General features: G+C 67.1%; 14 protein-coding genes. 7 read left to right on the top strand and 7 right to left on the bottom strand.

The features are described 5' to 3' along the window. The first annotated feature begins 49 nt into the window (after positions 1–49). From LN450_RS07205 to ampE, 6 genes are all read left to right on the top strand, one after another. A complete protein-coding gene (locus tag LN450_RS07205; RefSeq protein WP_039419152.1) occupies positions 50–787 on the top strand; it encodes a DUF6776 family protein in 738 nt (245 codons plus the stop codon). A gap of 3 nt (positions 788–790) precedes the next feature. Further along, positions 791–1,240 (top strand): bactofilin family protein, encoded by a 450-nt coding sequence (locus LN450_RS07200; RefSeq protein ID WP_008574004.1) that lies wholly within the window; start codon positions 791–793, stop codon positions 1,238–1,240. Positions 1,241–1,323: 83 nt separating this feature from the next. Beyond that, positions 1,324–1,710 carry an iron-sulfur cluster insertion protein ErpA gene (gene erpA / locus LN450_RS07195; RefSeq protein ID WP_008574005.1) on the top strand — a complete coding sequence of 129 codons (387 nt, stop codon included), beginning with the start codon at positions 1,324–1,326 and terminating at the stop codon, positions 1,708–1,710. Between the two features lie 959 nt (positions 1,711–2,669). Next, a complete protein-coding gene (locus tag LN450_RS07190) occupies positions 2,670–3,932 on the top strand; it encodes a lipase family protein (protein ID WP_011346188.1) in 1,263 nt (420 codons plus the stop codon). A gap of 307 nt (positions 3,933–4,239) precedes the next feature. Next, positions 4,240–5,130 carry an NAD(+) diphosphatase gene (nudC, locus tag LN450_RS07185; RefSeq protein WP_014089201.1) on the top strand — a complete coding sequence of 297 codons (891 nt, stop codon included), beginning with the start codon at positions 4,240–4,242 and terminating at the stop codon, positions 5,128–5,130. 73 nt (positions 5,131–5,203) lie between these two features. Beyond that, the gene (ampE, locus tag LN450_RS07180; protein WP_011346190.1) at positions 5,204–6,094 is read left to right on the top strand and encodes a regulatory signaling modulator protein AmpE; all 891 of its coding nucleotides are present in this window, start codon (positions 5,204–5,206) and stop codon (positions 6,092–6,094) included. 79 nt (positions 6,095–6,173) lie between these two features. Here ampE and LN450_RS07175 read toward each other — a convergent pair whose 3' ends face one another. The 4 genes from LN450_RS07175 to LN450_RS07160 all read right to left on the bottom strand — a co-directional run bounded on the left by LN450_RS07175 (position 6,174) and on the right by LN450_RS07160 (position 10,284). Further along, positions 6,174–6,584, bottom strand: a complete 411-nt coding sequence (locus LN450_RS07175) for a DUF2752 domain-containing protein (protein WP_008574010.1) — start codon at positions 6,582–6,584, stop codon at positions 6,174–6,176. Continuing rightward, positions 6,584–6,928 (bottom strand): CD225/dispanin family protein, encoded by a 345-nt coding sequence (locus tag LN450_RS07170; RefSeq protein ID WP_005920117.1) that lies wholly within the window; start codon positions 6,926–6,928, stop codon positions 6,584–6,586. Before LN450_RS07170 ends, LN450_RS07175 begins: the two co-directional genes overlap by 1 nt. Positions 6,929–7,390: 462 nt before the next feature. Further along, positions 7,391–9,313: an MFS transporter gene (locus tag LN450_RS07165; protein WP_008574011.1), complete on the bottom strand. Its 1,923-nt coding sequence runs from the start codon at positions 9,311–9,313 to the stop codon at positions 7,391–7,393. A 68-nt stretch (positions 9,314–9,381) separates the two neighbouring features. After that, entirely contained in the window at positions 9,382–10,284 is a 903-nt protein-coding gene (locus tag LN450_RS07160) for a LysR family transcriptional regulator (RefSeq protein WP_014089204.1), read from the bottom strand. Positions 10,285–10,381: 97 nt separating this feature from the next. Between LN450_RS07160 and LN450_RS07155 the strand changes: the two genes are divergently transcribed. Next, on the top strand, positions 10,382–11,572 hold the full coding sequence (locus LN450_RS07155; protein WP_008574013.1) for an MFS transporter: 1,191 nt from the start codon (positions 10,382–10,384) through the stop codon (positions 11,570–11,572). 131 nt (positions 11,573–11,703) lie between these two features. On the opposite strand, the gene yccS is transcribed toward LN450_RS07155, so the two are convergent. The 3 genes from yccS to LN450_RS07140 all read right to left on the bottom strand — a co-directional run bounded on the left by yccS (position 11,704) and on the right by LN450_RS07140 (position 16,299). Continuing rightward, complete coding sequence (gene yccS, locus LN450_RS07150) at positions 11,704–13,917, bottom strand: YccS family putative transporter (protein WP_011346193.1); 2,214 nt, start codon at positions 13,915–13,917, stop codon at positions 11,704–11,706. 208 nt (positions 13,918–14,125) lie between these two features. Further along, positions 14,126–15,421, bottom strand: coding sequence for a phosphoribosylamine--glycine ligase (gene purD / locus LN450_RS07145; protein ID WP_011346194.1), 1,296 nt, complete (start codon positions 15,419–15,421; stop codon positions 14,126–14,128). A gap of 32 nt (positions 15,422–15,453) precedes the next feature. Further along, entirely contained in the window at positions 15,454–16,299 is an 846-nt protein-coding gene (locus LN450_RS07140; protein WP_011346195.1) for a hypothetical protein, read from the bottom strand. Positions 16,300–16,306: the final 7 nt, after the last annotated feature.

The raw sequence follows: 16,306 nt of genomic DNA, 5'->3' as shown, positions 1-16,306 counted from the left end.
GCACACTACGCCGCCCATGATTGCGCCGGCCCGTCCGGACCCGATGCCTATGAGACCAGCCGCACGCGTGCAGATCGTCCAACGTGCCTCCGGCGGCGGCCGGCCCGGTCGCCGCTGGTTGTGGCTGCTGCTGGCCATCGTGTGGCTGGCTTCGCTGGGCGGGGTGTGGTGGATGGCCACGCGCACGGCTGCACCGCGGCTGGTGAAGGCCGAGGCAGCGCTGCAGCAGGCGCAACGCAGCCAGGCCCAGCAACGTCGGCAGATCGAGCAGTTGCAGCAGCGCCAGGTCAATCTGGCGATGTCCGACAAGATCAGCCGCGCAGCCAATACCGAAGTGCAGGCCTCGCTGGCCGAGCGCGACGAGCAGATCGCCGCGCTGCGCGCCGACGTGGCGTTCTACGAGCGGCTGGTGGGCTCCACCGCGCAGCGCAAGGGGCTCAACGCGCACTCGGTGCAATTCACTGCCGAAGCCGGCGGCACCTGGAATTACAGCGTGGTGCTGACCCAGAACCTCAACCGCGGCGCGATCAGCCAGGGCCAGCTGCACTTTGCGGTGGAAGGCGTGCGCGCCGGCAAGCTGGTGACGGTGAGCTGGAACGAATTGCACCAGAAGCCCGATGCCGCCGGGCAGCCGTACTCGTTCCGCTATTTCCAGCAGCTGGACGGTAGCGTGATCCTGCCGAAGGATTTCACCCCGCAACGTGTCAAAATCTCCCTGAGCGGCGATGGGGCGCCGGTCAGTCAGACATTCGATTGGAAAGTCGCCGGCAATGGCGCGGGGGAGTAGCTCATGTTCGGAAACAAGTCCAACCGTGGTGCGCAGACCGTGGTCGATACCTTGATCGGGCCGCAGGTGGTCATCCGCGGCGACCTGATGTTCAGCGGCGGGCTGTATGTGGAAGGCCGCATCCTGGGCAAGGTGATCGCCGAAGACGGCGCCAGCGCGACCCTCACGGTGGCCGAGCAGGGCAGCATCGAAGGCGAGGTGCGTGCGCCGGTGGTGATCATCAACGGCCAGCTGACCGGCGATGTGCATGCGGCCGAGCGGGTCGAACTGGCCGCCAATGCGCGCGTGCAGGGCAATGTGCACTACCAGGTGGTGGAAATGAGCGCCGGCGCGCAGCTCACCGGGCGGCTGATCCATGCCGCGACGGCCGGTGCAACCGCGGCGCTGCCGGCGCCGGAAGCCGGCCGTGCCGAGCCGGCCACGGCGTTGCAGGCCGAAACCGCCGACGCCTGAGTGCGGCATGCGCGGTGAATGCCGCGGCAGCCGATGCGGCGGCCTGGCTTGAAGTAGGACCGTCTGGCCCCCATGCTGGCGCCATGAGTACGCTCGTTTCGCTTCCTACTGTCGCCCCGGCGCCGGACTACCAGTCCATCGACCGGCCACTGAACTTCTCCGTGGCCGCTGCCGCCAAGGTGCGCGAGCTGATCCAGGAAGAAGGCAACGCCGACCTGGCATTGCGCGTGTACATCCAGGGCGGAGGGTGTTCCGGTTTCCAGTACGGTTTCGAGTTCGACGAGAACCGCGCCGAGGACGATCTGGCCGTGGCCACCGATGGCGTGACGCTGCTGGTGGATCCCCTGAGCCTGCAATACCTGATGGGCGCCGAGGTGGATTACACCGAAAGCCTGACCGGCGCCCAGTTCGTCATCCGCAATCCCAATGCGAAGACCACCTGCGGGTGCGGAAGCAGCTTCAGCGTCTGATTGCCTCTGGATAGATGCGGATCGTTCGACGTATCTGGGCAAATGCGAATTGCTGGCGCGTAGCGCCTATTCCTGCAGGCACCTGCGTTGATGCCAAGGCGATTGCCGAACGTGTGATCGATCGCGGCAGGGCTGCGCGCTGTTTGCGTGAGATGTTGACCGGCTCGCGATGAGGTGGGCGTTGCAGGTGGCGGGACTGGCCGGTATGCCTCGCTCGCCTTGCAGTGCGCGCTGTGATGAGGGTGGTGCATCGCTTGTTGTGCGGCTGCAGTTCGTCGGGCGACCGCCGGCCGCCATCACGATGAGGCGGCCAACCCGAGCTGCGCAGTGCGTACATGGCCGCCACTGGTCAGGCATGCGTGTGAGTGCTTCCACGTTGCCCAATGACTGCGGCAATGCTTCAAGACGATGACAGCGCTGTGCGCCACGTGGAGACGAGCGAACCGCGCGCGTCGTTGCGAGCCACGTGCGTAGTTGAAAATGCCTGCGTCCTGCGCGGCGCTGCAGGGTGCTTCAGCACGACGGCAGGAATGCAGCGAGTCGCTGGCGGTCGATCGCCGGGCACGCACCCGATTGCTTGGGCTGCGCCCGCAAGGCGGGCGATCTGCACGCGTGCGTAACGCGCCACGCCACTTTCTGCGCTGCAGGTTTCGCGGCGCGCGCGCCAGCTTCGTGCGTGCGCGATGGTGCGCAGATCCGGATGACCATACTGCGTGCGTGCTTACCGCTGGCGCCACGATATGCGCGTTTTCTCCAGGCATTGCCGCTTGTCCACGCTGATCCACCGCAGTCGTGTGCAACACCGTGCTGATGCGCAGGCCATGCCTTGTGTCGATTCCACGCCGTGGTGCAGTGACCGTTCCCGCTCGTTCCGCACCTGGATCGGGCACCGGCACCGATCCGGGTGTCGGCTGATTGCTGCGCGTCTGTTCCGTCCTTCCCCAAGAGAGCATCACTTCATGTTGCAGATCAACTCCCGATCGGCATTTGGCCTGGCGGCCATGTTGGGCATCGCCAGCGCAGTGCTTGCACCCGCCGCGCAGGCCGCGCCCGCGCGCGGTACCTTGCTTACCAGCAATTTCCTGACCAGCTACAGCCGTGATGCGATCGGCGCGATGCTGGCCTCCGAGCCGCAGGCCGAACAGCCCAAATGCAACGTCCGTGTCGCCGAATTCACCTATGCAACCGTCGGTGTCGAAGGCGAACCTGCAACCGCATCTGGCGTGCTGCTGGTTCCGGATGGCGAGCGGTGCGTAGGGCCGTATCCGTTGCTCGGCTGGGGACGTCCGACCAGAACGGTTCGCACTGAGGAGCAGGCCAAGGACATCCGCGATGCCAAGGGCAACGACCCACTGGTCACGCGCCTGGCCAGCCAGGGGTATGTCGTGGTCAGCAGTGATTATCTGGGGCTCGGGAAGTCCAACTACGGTTATCACCCGTATTTGCACAGCGCGACCGAGGCGAGTGCGACCATCGATGCGATGCGTGCGGCGCGCAGTGTGTTGCAGCGCTTGAACACGCCGCTGTCGGGCAAGGTGATGCTGTCGGGTTATTCGCAGGGCGGCCACACGGCGATGGCCACCCAGCGTGAGATAGAGACGCATCTGTCCAAGGAATTCCATCTGGTGGCCAGTGCGCCGATCTCCGGGCCTTACGCGCTGCAGCAGACATTTTTGGACAGCTGGAGCGGCAGCAATGCGGTAGGCGAAAGCAGCTTCGGCATCATTCTGGGCAGCTATGCCATCGTCGCGATGCAGCACACCTACAAGAACATCTATCTGGAGCCCGGACAGGTGTTTCAGGAGCCGTGGACTGCCAAGGTGGAGCCGTTGTTCCCGGGCAAGCAAAGCCTGACCGATCTGTTTCTCGGCGACACCTTGCCAGGCATCGATCAAATCAAGGCGTATTTCCAGCCTGGCTTCTACCGCGACTTTGCCAGCAACCCCGCCAACCCGTTCCGCCAGGATCTGGCGCGCAACGATCTGCTGGCGTGGACGCCGCAAACTCCGACCTTGCTGTGCGGTTCGTCCAACGATGCCACCATTCCGCTCAAGAACGCGCAGACCGCCATCGCCAGCTTCAAGCGGCGTGGCAGCAACCAGGTGGCGTTGGTGGATATCGGCACCGGCAACTCCAGCGACAACTCGGCCTTCGCCCATCTGTTGACGAACGAGCCGTGCATCGTGGCGGTGCGGCATCAGCTGTTGGACAAGCAGCGCTGATACAGCGCTCGTTGCTTGACCCTGCCGAAGGGTTTGCAGGTGCGGGCGTATCCCAAGCCCGCACCTGCACCGTTCTTCACTGCAGCCGGTGCAGTGCACTGCCGTGACCACTGGCGAACGTGCGTGCGCTTGCATGGCCGCGCCTGCGCGCGGTCCCGTGATGGGGGCCGCGCGACCAGGCGTGAACCGCGTCCCAAGCCGGTGGCCAGCGCGGGCGGCGCCCGCGTCTGAACACGCACCGCAGGCACGCTCGGTCGAGTGCGTACGATGGTTGCAGGCGCTGCCGATTATCGGCAGGCTTGCGCCGATGTCAGAGTCTCTTTTTTCATCTTCCGGTTTTGCCTTCACCCACGCGCCGCTCGATCGCGGCGATATGTTGCGTGACGATCCCGACGCCCTGGCGCGTCTGTGGCCGCAGGGCCGTGTGCTGTTGATCGACGCCAAAGGCGCGGCGCTGGCCGATGCCGATGGCCAGCCATTGTTGCTGGATGGCGCCGAACTGGGCGACGGGCCGGAGGCTGCGATCTTCCTGGGTCTGCGCGATGCGGTGGGCTGGTTTTGTGTGCCGGCCGACATTGTCGCGGTGCAGGCGCCGCAGCGGATCGATCTGCGCCAGGCCGCCGCCGACTGGCCTGCCGAGATCGCTACCGCCTTCGCCTATGCACGCGCCATGTTGCACTGGCAATCGCGCACGCGCTTTTGCGGTGTCTGCGGCGGTGCGATCGCGTTCCGGCGCGCCGGCTTCATCGCGCACTGCACGCAATGCCAGACCGAGCATTACCCGCGCGTGGACCCGGCCATCATCGTGGCGGTCAGCGATGGAGCGCGCTTGCTGCTTGGTCGCCAGGCTAGCTGGGCCCCAGGACGTTATTCGGTGATTGCCGGGTTCGTCGAACCGGGCGAGTCGCTAGAGCAGACCGTGGCGCGCGAGGTGTTCGAGGAAACCCGCGTGCATGTACAGGACTGCCGCTACCTGGGCGCGCAGCCGTGGCCCTTCCCGGGCGCGCTGATGCTGGGCTTCACCGCGCGTGCCGCAGCGACCGAGGTGCCGCAGGTCACCGGTGAGCTGGAAGACGCGCGCTGGGTCAGCCATGCGCAGGTCAGCGCTGCGCTGGCCGGCGAGGGCGACATCGGGTTGCCGCCGCGCATTTCCATTGCGCGTGCGTTGATCGAGCATTGGCATCGTGCGCATGGCTGAGCCAGGCCGGCTTTTGCAGTGTTGCAGCGGCGCTCGCGTCCGCTCGGCTAGACTCGGCTGAGGAGGCCTGCCCATGTTCACCACCTTGGTTGCCGTCGTCGTCGCGCTCACGCTGGGCCATCTGGTACCGGCGCAGGTAGCCAGGCTGCGCAATTTCGCCTGGTTCGGCCAATGGCTGCGCCGGCTGGACGGTTACGCGGCCGGGCGCGGTGCGTGGCAAGGGCGCTATGGCGTGCTGCTGGCGGTGCTGCCGGCGCTGGTGGTGCTGCTGGTGCAGTGGCTGCTGGACGATGTCTGGCACGGTTTTCTGGACTTGCTGTTCGGCGTGGCGGTGCTGGCCTGGACCTGGGGCCCGCGCGATCTGGATCGCGATGTGGAAGCGGTCATCGACGCCGACGAGCCGCACACGCGACGCGAAGCCATTTCGCACCTGCAGGCCGCCGGCGGCAGCGTGCATGAAGATGCGCCATCGCTGGTGGAAGCGGTGGTGGTCAACGGCCTGCGGCGCTGGTTCGCGGTGCTGTGGTGGTTTCTGCTGCTGGGGCCGTTCGGCGCGGTGCTGTATCGGCTCACTGCGCTGGCGGTGGAAAGCCCGCTGGCCGTGTTGCTGCCGCCCCGCAATCTGGCTGGCGCGCGCTGGTTGCTGGCGGTGCTGGAATGGCCGGTGGCGCAGTTGATGACGATGTCGATGGCGCTGGTGGGTAACTTCGATACGGTGTTCCGCGCCTGGCGCGAGGCGCACGGCAATCGCTGGTCGCTGGAGCCGCATTTTCTCGGCGCGGTGGCGCGCGCCAGCGTCAGCGCCGAGCTGCGCGAGGAAGCGCACGACTACACCGATTCGGGCCTGGTACCGGTGTGGCGCCGCCTGCCGGAAGTCCGCGATGCGATGAGCCTGGTGTGGCGCGTGCTGCTGCTGTGGTTGGTGGTGCTGGCGTTGTTGGTGATTGCGGGATGGGTGCGGTAGCGCCGCGCATGATGTCGTGCGAAAGGATGTGTAGCGCGCGTCCGCGTGGGAACCTCGGCGCATCGCGCTTGTTTGCGGTCTAACCCGGCGCCAGCAGCGTAAACGGGTACCACGGCAAATTCCTTGCGATCCAATACATCGGCAAGGCCCATAACCAGAACTTCGGTTCGGACATCACGGCCACCACCGGGGCAAACCAGCGTGCGCGCCAGCCGGCTTTCCAGGCGATCAGGCCGGGCAGGGTGAACAGGCCGAGCACGGCGGCCGGATTCATTGCGAAGGCGCCGGGCAGGTCGAAGTGGACCAGCGCATACAGTGCGCGGGTCATGCCGCAGCCGGGGCAATAGCAGCCGGTGACGGCGCGGAACACGCAGGGCGGGAACGGGCTGTTGCCCGCATTCGGATCGAAGCGATACAGCAACGACACGCCAAGGGCGGCCACGCTGGTGGCCGCCCCCAGTCCAAGCCAGTGGCGTGGACGCAGTTCCATTACTGCATGTGCTGCAACTGCTGCATGTAGTCCATGTAGCCCTGCATGCCGCCGGTGGCCACCATGCCGATGTTGATCAGCAGGCCGATCGCGGCCAGCACGCTGGTCACGATGCACCAGGTCTTGGCGGTGTTGGAGGCGCGACGTGCGCCGTCGATGTCGCCCTGGTTGAGCAGGCCGTTGACCTTGCTGGAAAACACGATCGCCACGATGCCGGAGATCAGCGCCGGGCAGCACAGGCAAAAGCCCAGCACGGTGGAAACGATCGCCCAGATCAGGTGATTCGGTACCGGGCCGGGCGCGGCGCTGGACGAGGGATGGATCGGCGGTGGCATGGCACTCATGGTGAAGCTCCTTGGGTGGTAAACAACAGCGAACTGATGGGTGAGTGGGGTGGATTATCGGGCGCCATGCGCGGCGGCGATGCGCCCGGTGTGCGCTGACGACGGCCGAGTGACTCTCATGCGCGCTTTGGCGCGCGTGGGAGCCGGGGCCCGCGTTCGGTCGCGGCAGCGGCGAGTAGCGTTGCGCGGTGCCGGAGGGCTGCTCGCGCTAGCGAACGGGCGCTCCACGCCTGCGCAGCGAACGAACGCGGTGGCATGCCCATCGCTGCCGGCACAGCCAGCCGCTGGAATGCGTCACGCCCGCCGGTTACGGCAGACGCCTCAGGCGCGATGATGTTGAGCACAACGACGTCCCCCCGGTACGACCGGCCGCGTCCGCTTGGCGGCTGCGACGGCAAAGCGTGCAATGGCGCACAGGCTACTCGCGGCGCGCCATGGACGCAAAGCCTGCACCGGCCGGGCTCAGGGCTGATCCTGCCGCAGCGCGCGCACCTGTTGTTCGAGCAGCGCGGCACTGGCCTGATCGCCGGCCACTGCTGCCCCTGCCACCACGTCGATCTGCGCGCGCATCCGCCGCGGCACCCGCATGCGGCCCAGGCGCGTGTCGCGCCGGCTCCACATGCTCGACCACATGCCGCGCAGCGCCATCGGAATGACCGGCACGTTGCGGCGCTGCAGAACCTTTTCCACGCCGGATTTGAAGGGGGCGATTTCGCCATCCTTGGTCAACGCGCCCTCGGGGAAGATGCACACCAGCTCGCCATCGGCCAATGCGGCATCGATGCGGTCGAAGGCCTGCTGCATCAATGCGGGGTCTTCGCGCGCGCCGGCGATCGGGATGGCCTTGGCGGTGCGGAAGATCCAGCGCATGACCGGGATGCGGAAGATCTTGTAGTACATGACAAAGCGCACCGGACGCGGGATCACCGCCGACAGGATCAGCGCGTCCATGTAGCTGACGTGGTTGCACACCAGCAGGGCGGCACCCTCGTCGGGCACGTGCGCGTCGATGTTGCGCGCGCGCAGGCGGTACAACACGCTCACCAGCACCCAGCTGAGGAAGCGCATCAGGAATTCGGGCACCAGGGTGAAGATCCACAGTGCCACCAGCGTGTTGGCGATCGCCAGCGCCAGGAACACTTGCGGAATGCTCAGGCCCGGCAGCGGAATCCGCACCCCGAACAGCACCACCTGCGGCAACTGCAGCGCGATACCGATGACCGCCGCAGCCACGATGAACAACGAGTTCTGGATATTGAGCCCGGCGATCACGCGCGAGAGCTCGGCCTTGGGCGTGCGGCTCTGGATCAGCGCAAACAACGGCACCACGAACAGGCCGGTGAACAGGCCGATGCCGACCAGGTCGATGATCAGCCGCACGCTGCCGGGCTGCTGCACGAACTGGCCGATCGACAGGCCGGTGGCCGGCGCCGCGCCAGGCCGGGCGAAGTACAGGTCCAGCAGGAAGGCGCTGATGCCGAACGCGCCCAGCGGCACCAGGCCGATTTCCACGGTGCGGCCAGACAGGCGTTCGCACAGCAGCGAGCCGGCGCCGGTGCCGATCGAAAACAGCGCCAGCGCGAACACGTACAGGTCCTGCTGGCCGCCCAGGTTGAGCTGCGCATAGGTGGGCAGCTGCGCGGTCAGCACGGTGCCGACGAACCAGAACCACGACACGCCCAGCACCGCGTTGCGCACCGCCAGCGTGCGGCGGGTCAGGCGCATGATGGCGCGCGATTCGGGAATGGGATTCCAGTTGATCTTCAGCTCGGGCGCGCCGGCGTCCACGCGCGGTACCAGCCGCGCCACCAGGTTGCCGGTAACGGCAATTGCGATCACCGCTGTGGCGGCAGCCTCCGGCCCATGACTGCCGGCGATCTGGAAGATCAGCCCGCCGAAGATCATGCCGCACAGGATCGAGATCGAGGTGCCCATCTCGACCAGGCCGTTGCCGCCGGTGAGTTCTTCCGGCTTCAGCACCGACGGCAGGATCGAATATTTCACTGGCCCGAACAGCGTGGACTGCAGGCCGGTGCAGAACAGCGCAATCAGCAGGATCACCATGTTCTCGGTGATGAAGCCGACGGCAGCCAGCGACATGATCGCAATCTCCATCGTGGTGGTGATCACGATGAGCTTCTGCTTTTCCAGCTTCTCGGCGATCTGCCCGGCCAGCGCGGAGAACAGGAAGTACGGCAGGATGAACAATGCCGGCGCCAGGTTCGTATACAGCGTGCGCTGGGCGGCATCGATGCCGAGATAGAACAGCAGGCCGATGATGGCCTGCCGATAGACGTTGTCGTTGAACGCGCCCAGCGCCTGGACAGCGAAGAACGGCAAGAAGCGGCGCTGCCTGAGCAGGGCGAACTGACTGTGACCGGACATGCAGTTTCCTTTGCGAACGCGCGCAGCCTAGCAGGCTTCCACGGCGTGCTGGTGGATGGCGGCTGCGTTCAGCGGCTTCTACGTGCCGGCGGCCTGCGTTGCGCGAGCTGGGCGCGCAGCAAGGCCACGAAGGCGCGTGCGGCCGGGCTGGGATCGGGCCGCCACACCGCGTAGGTCAGAAAGCGGTAACGCTCCTTCAAGGCCACCGTGACCACGCCGTGCATGGCCCCGGCCATGGTCTGCGGGACGATGCCCACGCCCAGGTTGGCGGCGACCAGTTCGCGCACCAGATCGGCGTGGGTGACTTCGTACTGCTGGCGTTGCCGCAGGCCCCCGTGCGCAAACGCAGCATCGATGATGCCGCGCACGCCGGCACCGGGAACCAGCCCGGCCATCGGTTCGTCGTCCAGCTCGGCCAGTGCCACCCGTTTGCGTGCGGCAAAGCGGTGGCCCGGTGCCACGATCAAGGCCAAGGCCTCTTCATGCAGCAGCAGGCGCTGCGCCGGCACCGCAAGCTGCGGGCCGACCCCCACCAGGGCGACATCCAGCCGGCCTTCGCCCAGATCGTGCAGCAAGGCCTCGCTCATGGCGGTGCGCAGATGCACGTCCACCCGCGCATGCGCGCTGCGGAACTGCTGTAGCAACGCCGGCAGTTGCACGGTGGTGAGCGAGGAAATCTGCCCCAACGCCAGCCGCCCGCGCACGGTACCCAGGGCCTGCGCCATTTCCTCGTGCAGGCGCTCGGCAGCGCGCAGGGTCTGGCGGGCGTTGTGCAGGAACACCTCGCCGGCGGCGGTGGGCCGCACCTGGCGGATGCCGCGTTCGAACAGGCGTGCGCCGAAGGTCTCTTCGATCTTGGCGACCTGGTGGCTGAGCGCCGATTGCACGGTGTTGCAGCGGCGCGCAGCAGCGGTGAAGCCGCCTTCTTCGGCCACGGCAATGGCAAATTCCAGTTGGCGCAAGGTCAGCATGCAATCTCGAAAAAAGATGGCGACGGTGAAAACAATACATTGGAAAGATGCGTGTCGGCTGCCCACACTGTGCACATTCCTTGACCAGGCAGCAGCCATGCAGACCGAGCCCACCTCCCACCCGCCCTTGCCCCGTCGCCTGGTGCTGCTGATGGCTGCCGCCACCGGGTTGGCGGTGGCGAGCAATTACTACGCCCAGCCTCTGCTGGAAACGCTGGCGCAGGCGTTCGGCATCCAGGTGCGCAGTGCCGGTGCGGTGGTCACCGCGGCGCAGCTGGCTTACGCGGCAGGGTTGCTGTTGCTGGTGCCGCTTGGCGACCGGCTGGAGCGCCGCGGCCTGATCGTGGGCCTGTTCGTGCTGAGCGCGCTCGGGCTGCTGGTGAGCGCCAGTTCGCACAGTTTTGCGATGTTGCTGGTCGGCACCATCGTGACCGGCGCCAGCTCGGTGGCGGCGCAGATCCTGGTGCCGTTCGCCGCCACGCTGGCGGCGCCCCACGAGCGTGGCCGGGTGATCGGCACGGTGATGAGCGGGTTGCTGCTGGGGATCTTGCTGGCGCGCACCGCGGCCGGCGTGCTGGCCGGTGTCGGCGGCTGGCATACGGTGTACTGGATCGCCTCGGTCGCGTTGTTGCTCACCGCCGGGCTGTTGTGGCGCGGGCTGCCGCGCCATCCCGGCAACGCGCAACTGGCGTATCCGCAGTTGGTGGGCTCGGTGCTGGCGCTGCTGCGCGACGATGCGGTGCTGCGTTCGCGCGCGGTGCTGGGCGGGCTGATCTTTGCAGGATTCAGCATGTTCTGGACCACGCTGGCGTTTTTGTTGTCCGGGCCGAGTTATGGCTATGGCACTGCGGTGATCGGCTTGTTCGGCCTGATCGGTGCGGCCGGTGCACTGGCGGCCAATCGTTCCGGGCATTGGTCCGATCACGGCCATGGCGACCGCGTGAGCTGGGGCGGGCTGGCGATGTTGCTGCTGTCGTGGGGCTTGCTCGCGTTTGCGCCGCAGTCGATCGGGCTGCTGATCGTCGGCGTGCTGCTGCTGGATATCGCAGTGCAGGGCGTGCATATCGCCAACCAGAGCGTGATCTATCAGCGCAACCCGGCGGCGCGCAATCGCATCACCTCGGCCTACATCACCTGCTATTTCATCGGTGGTGCCGTGGGGTCGACGTTGGGCACGGCCGCGTATGCGCAGGCCGGGTGGATGGGTGTGGTGATCGGCGGCGCGGTACTGGCTGCAGCGGCACTGGGTTGGGTGGGGCTGAGCGTGGCGCGCAGGCAGTGGAAGTGAGCGTGGCCGGTGGGGCGACGACGCAGCGGTTGCACGCAGTGGCGAATACGCGGCATGGCCGTGTTCGACATCGCTTACCGCATCGAGGCTGCATGTACGGCGCGGCGCCCATGCCTGTCGACCGCTGGCGGCTAGGTCTTGCTGGCCGCCAGACGCGGCGTGTTCTCCGCCGGCGCCGTTGTCACCGCCAGCGCTGCAGCGCGGAGCTTGGGCAGCAGGCGCAGCGTCAATGCCAGTTGGTCGCGCACCAGGCGTTGCTTGGGCGGTAGTTGCACCGGATGGTGTTCCAGCGCTTCGGCGGTGGCCAGTTCTTCGCTTTCGTCGTGCGCCGGCAGCGGTTGGCGTTGGCCAAGGGCGCTGGCGATCTCGCTCAGTGCGCGCTGCAGATATTCGCCGGCTTGCGCGATGGTGGCGTCGTGTTCGCCCTCCAGTGCGGCGCGGTGCGCGCCCAGTGCCGACAGATAGCCGAGCAAGGTGTTGGACAGCGCCAGGAAGCGAAAGCCCGCATCTAGATTGCGCCGATAGCGGCCGGGTTCGCGCAGCATGTTGGATAAGGCCACCGACAAGGCAGCATCGGCGTTGTGCATGTCGCGGCGCGCAATGCGGTAGGGCAGGTCGTCGCGCTTGCCGCTGGCGTACTGCTCCAGCACCTGGGCCAGATAACGCGCGCAGCTGGCGAGCACCGTGGCCATCACCTGGTTCAGCCGGCGGCCCTGCCAGTCGGGCAGGATCAGGAACGAGGCGGCCGCGGCAATCGCGCAACCGATCAGGGTGTCGATCAGGCGCGGCCAGATCAGCACGAAGCCATCGCCCAGCAGGTTGAAGCAGAACAGCGCCATCACCGTGATGCCGGCGGTGGCCAGCATGTAGCGATCGGTGCGGGTGATGAAGAACACCAGCGCGCCGGCCAGCGCCAGCAGCAGCTGCACTTCGGTGGTGGGGAACAGCTGCATCAGCGCCCAGGTGGCGACCAGGCCGATCAAGGTGCCGGCAATGCGCTGCACCAGCCGCAGGCGCGTGGCGCCGTAGTTGGGCCGGCACACGAATGCGGTGGTGAGCAGGATCCAGTACCCGTTGTCGGCGTGGATGGATTGCATGATGGCGTAGCCCACCAGCAGCGCGATGGCCATGCGCAGGCCATGGCGGAACAGCACCGAGCCGGGCGTGAGTTGCTGCACCAGCCGCGCGCCCATTTCGCGCAAGGTGTGCGGCGAGGAATCGCGTAGCCGGGTGTCGAGGTTGTCGCTGGTGGAATCGGATTGCGCCGCTTCCGACAACCTGCGTTCGATGCTCTGCAGATTGGTCACCAGCAGCTCCAGCGCGCCGAGCAGGCGGGCCAGTGCGGGGTCGGCGCGCGCGTGCAGATAATCCAGCGATTGGCGCAGGTCTTCGGTGGCCAGGCGGCTGCTGTCGCCGTAATCGAATGGTTGGCGCAGGCGAATCGCCTCGCCCAACGCCGCGCACGCCTTGCCTTGCAGGGCGAGCAAGCGCTGGCAGCGATACAGCACGTCGCTGTGGAAGAACGCGTCGGTGAGCGCCTCGTAGGGATAGTGCGAGGAGCTGGCGCGCTCGTGGAAGTCCTGCGCCATGTAATACAGCCGGAAATACAGGCCCGATTGCACGCCCGGCCGCCCCGAGCGGCCGAAGCGGCTCATGATCGCGGTCTTGGCCGCATTGAGCGCGCCGACGACCTTGGCGTTTTGTTCGGCCAAGGCCAGCCGGCGTGCATGCAGGTCGCTCTGGCGCACCGGTTCGAACAGATCGGCCTTGAGCTTGAGGTAGCGGCCCAACTCGAAGAACAGCCGCGACAGCCGCTCGCGCACCGGGCGATTGGCGAACAGGATGGTCCACAGGATCGACAGCACGCCGTACCAGGTGGCGCCGATCAGCAGCAGCGCCGCGCCGTGCCAGGCGACCAGCGGATCGCGGCTGCCATGCTGGTCCATGCCGATCATGGCGTAGATCGACAGGGCCACCGTGGCCTGCGCGATCGAGGCATAGCGCTCGCCCAGTGCGCCGAGCAGGGTCAGCGAGAACGTAGCCAACGCCATGCCCAGCACGAACGGCAGCGGATACGGAAACAGCACCACCACTGCGGCGGCGGCGGCGGCGAAACACAGCAGCGAGAGCAGCACCGATTTGATGCGGCCCAGCCAGTTGTCGTCGGTTTCGGCAATGGCGCTGGCGATCGCGCCCAGAAACAGCGCCGGCACCGCAGTGAGCTGTTGCCAGTGCCAGCACACGCCCATCGCCACCGCCAGCGCGATGAACACACGCAGGCCATAGCTGGCCTTTTCATGGGCCCACAAGCGGCTTAAACGGGTTTCGAAGGAGGGAGTGGCCACAGTCTCTACAAGGCAGGGAGCCCGGGCATTATTGCCGCAGCCACGCGCCGCCGGTGTGGATGGCGGCTAGTTCTTTGTCAGTAGCCGCACGGTGCCAGGCGCCGCAGGTGGCCCGCGCCGGTATCGGCAGGATGCCTGGTGGTGCGCAGGAACCTGCAACCACCGCGTGGCGACAGCGCGCAACGCGGTGGTTGCAGGCGCGAGGCGCTTAGCCCTGCGCCGCCTGCTCGCGGGCGATGGCCCGCCAGCCGATGTCGCTGCGCTGGAAGGCGTTGGGCCAGTGGATCGGCTTGAGGCCAGCATAGGCGTTGCGCTGGGCGTCCTGCACGCTGTCGCCGAGCGCCGCAACGCACAGCACGCGGCCACCGGCGCTGATCACCTCGCCGGCGGCATTCAGCGCAGTGCCGGCGTGGAAAACCTTGGCGCTGGCCGGCACCGCGTCAAGCCCGGTGATGACCTCACCGGTGACCGGTGTGTCCGGGTAAGGCTTGGCGGCGATGACCACGCCCAGCGACGGGCGCGGGTCCCACTGCGCGTGCGCGCCATCGAGCTTGCCGTCGATGGCCGCGTCGAGCAGATCGACCAGATCCGACTGCAGGCGCAGCATTACCGGCTGGGTTTCCGGGTCGCCGAAACGCACGTTGAATTCGATCACCTTCGGCGCGCCGTGCGCGTCGATCATCAGCCCGGCATACAGAAAACCGGTGAACGGCACGCCATCGGCGATCATGCCCTGCACGGTCGGCTCGACCACCTCGCGCATGACCCGCGCATGCACCTCGGGCGTGACCACCGGCGCCGGCGAGTAGGCGCCCATGCCGCCGGTATTGGGGCCGGTGTCGCCGTCGCCGACGCGCTTGTGGTCCTGGCTGGTGGCCATCGGCAAGGCGTGTTTGCCATCGACCATGGAGATGAAGCTGGCCTCTTCGCCGTCGAGGAATTCTTCGATGACCACGCGTGCGCCGGCATCGCCGAACGCATTGCCCGAGAGCATGTCGCGCACCGCGTCTTCGGCCTCGGCCAGGGTCATCGCCACGATCACGCCCTTGCCGGCAGCCAGGCCATCGGCCTTGACCACGATCGGCGCGCCTTTCTCGCGCACATACGCCAGCGCGGCGTCGACTTCGGTGTGCACGGCGTAATACGCGGTGGGAATGCCGTGGCGGGCGAGGAAATCCTTGGCGAAGGCCTTGCTGCCTTCCAGCTGCGCGGCCTTGGCGGTGGGGCCGAAGATGCGCAGGCCGGCGGCATGGAAGCGGTCGACCACGCCCAGCACCAGCGGCACTTCCGGGCCGACCACGGTCAGCGCGACGGCTTCGCGCTGCGCCAGCGCGAGCAGGCCGTCCAGATCATTGACCTTGATCGCGACATTGCGGCATTTGGCTTCGGTGGCGGTGCCGGCATTGCCCGGTGCCACCAGCACCTCGCGCACGCGCGCGGACTGCGCGATCTTCCAGGCCAGGGCATGTTCACGGCCGCCGGAGCCGATGACGAGGATTTTCAAGGCAGTTGCTCGCTAGTACGGGGGAAGGGGCGTTACCTGCAGCCTTCGCGCTGCAGTGCATTGGGAAACGGGTAGGTCCAGGTCTTGGTGTCGAGCGCGAAGACGTGGGTCTTGTCCAGGGCCACCCCGCAATCGCTGCCGTGCTCGCGGATGCGCAGCGGCCAGGTGCGCGCCTGCGGCGCGCTGTTGTCCACCTCCAGCGCGAAATCCACGTCGAAGGCCTCGGCAAGGCATTGCGCCTGGGTCTGGTCCGGCTCGCGCGCGTCGTCGTCGCAGGCCAGTGCGCCGCTGTTGTCGATGTGCGCCCGCAGCGAGCCGGCATTGACCAGGCCCTTGGGCCCGGGCACGACCAGATCCTGCGATTCGAGGATCAGGCCCTGGCCCATCCAGAAACTGTGCACGGCAAAGCCGTAGAAATCGTTGCCCAGGCGCAGGACGTCCACGCTGCCGGGTTGGCCGGCGCTGCCGTAGCCGTCGGCGAGCCGTTCGGCCACGACCTTGAAACCGTCGCCATCGCCGCGCAGCACGAAGAAATCGATGAGCCCCGGATTGCCGTGGCCGGCATCGCTGAGGCTGTGGCAGACCGCCAGCAGTTGCTGTACCTGGTCGCCCACCACCACCGGCTGTTCGGCGCAGACTGCGCTGTCGGCCTCGAAGCCGTCGGCTTCGCCGCTCCACTGCTCGGCCAGGCCGGCCTTGGCGCCGTAGCGCGTGCGCAAGAACCCATCCAGCCGCTCGGTGCGGCTCAGACGGGGGCCGTCGCTGGATGCGGCAGGTGCCGCGGCGCCCGGCGCCGCAGCGGGCGCAGGCGCCTGCTTGCACGCGCTCAACAGCGCGGCGGTGGCAAGAAACGCGGCAAAACAACGCAGACGCTGCATCGACCTA

This window comes from Xanthomonas euvesicatoria pv. euvesicatoria, assembly GCF_020880415.1.
GTDB lineage: Bacteria > Pseudomonadota > Gammaproteobacteria > Xanthomonadales > Xanthomonadaceae > Xanthomonas > Xanthomonas euvesicatoria.
This window is presented reverse-complemented; position numbering and strand designations above follow the sequence as displayed.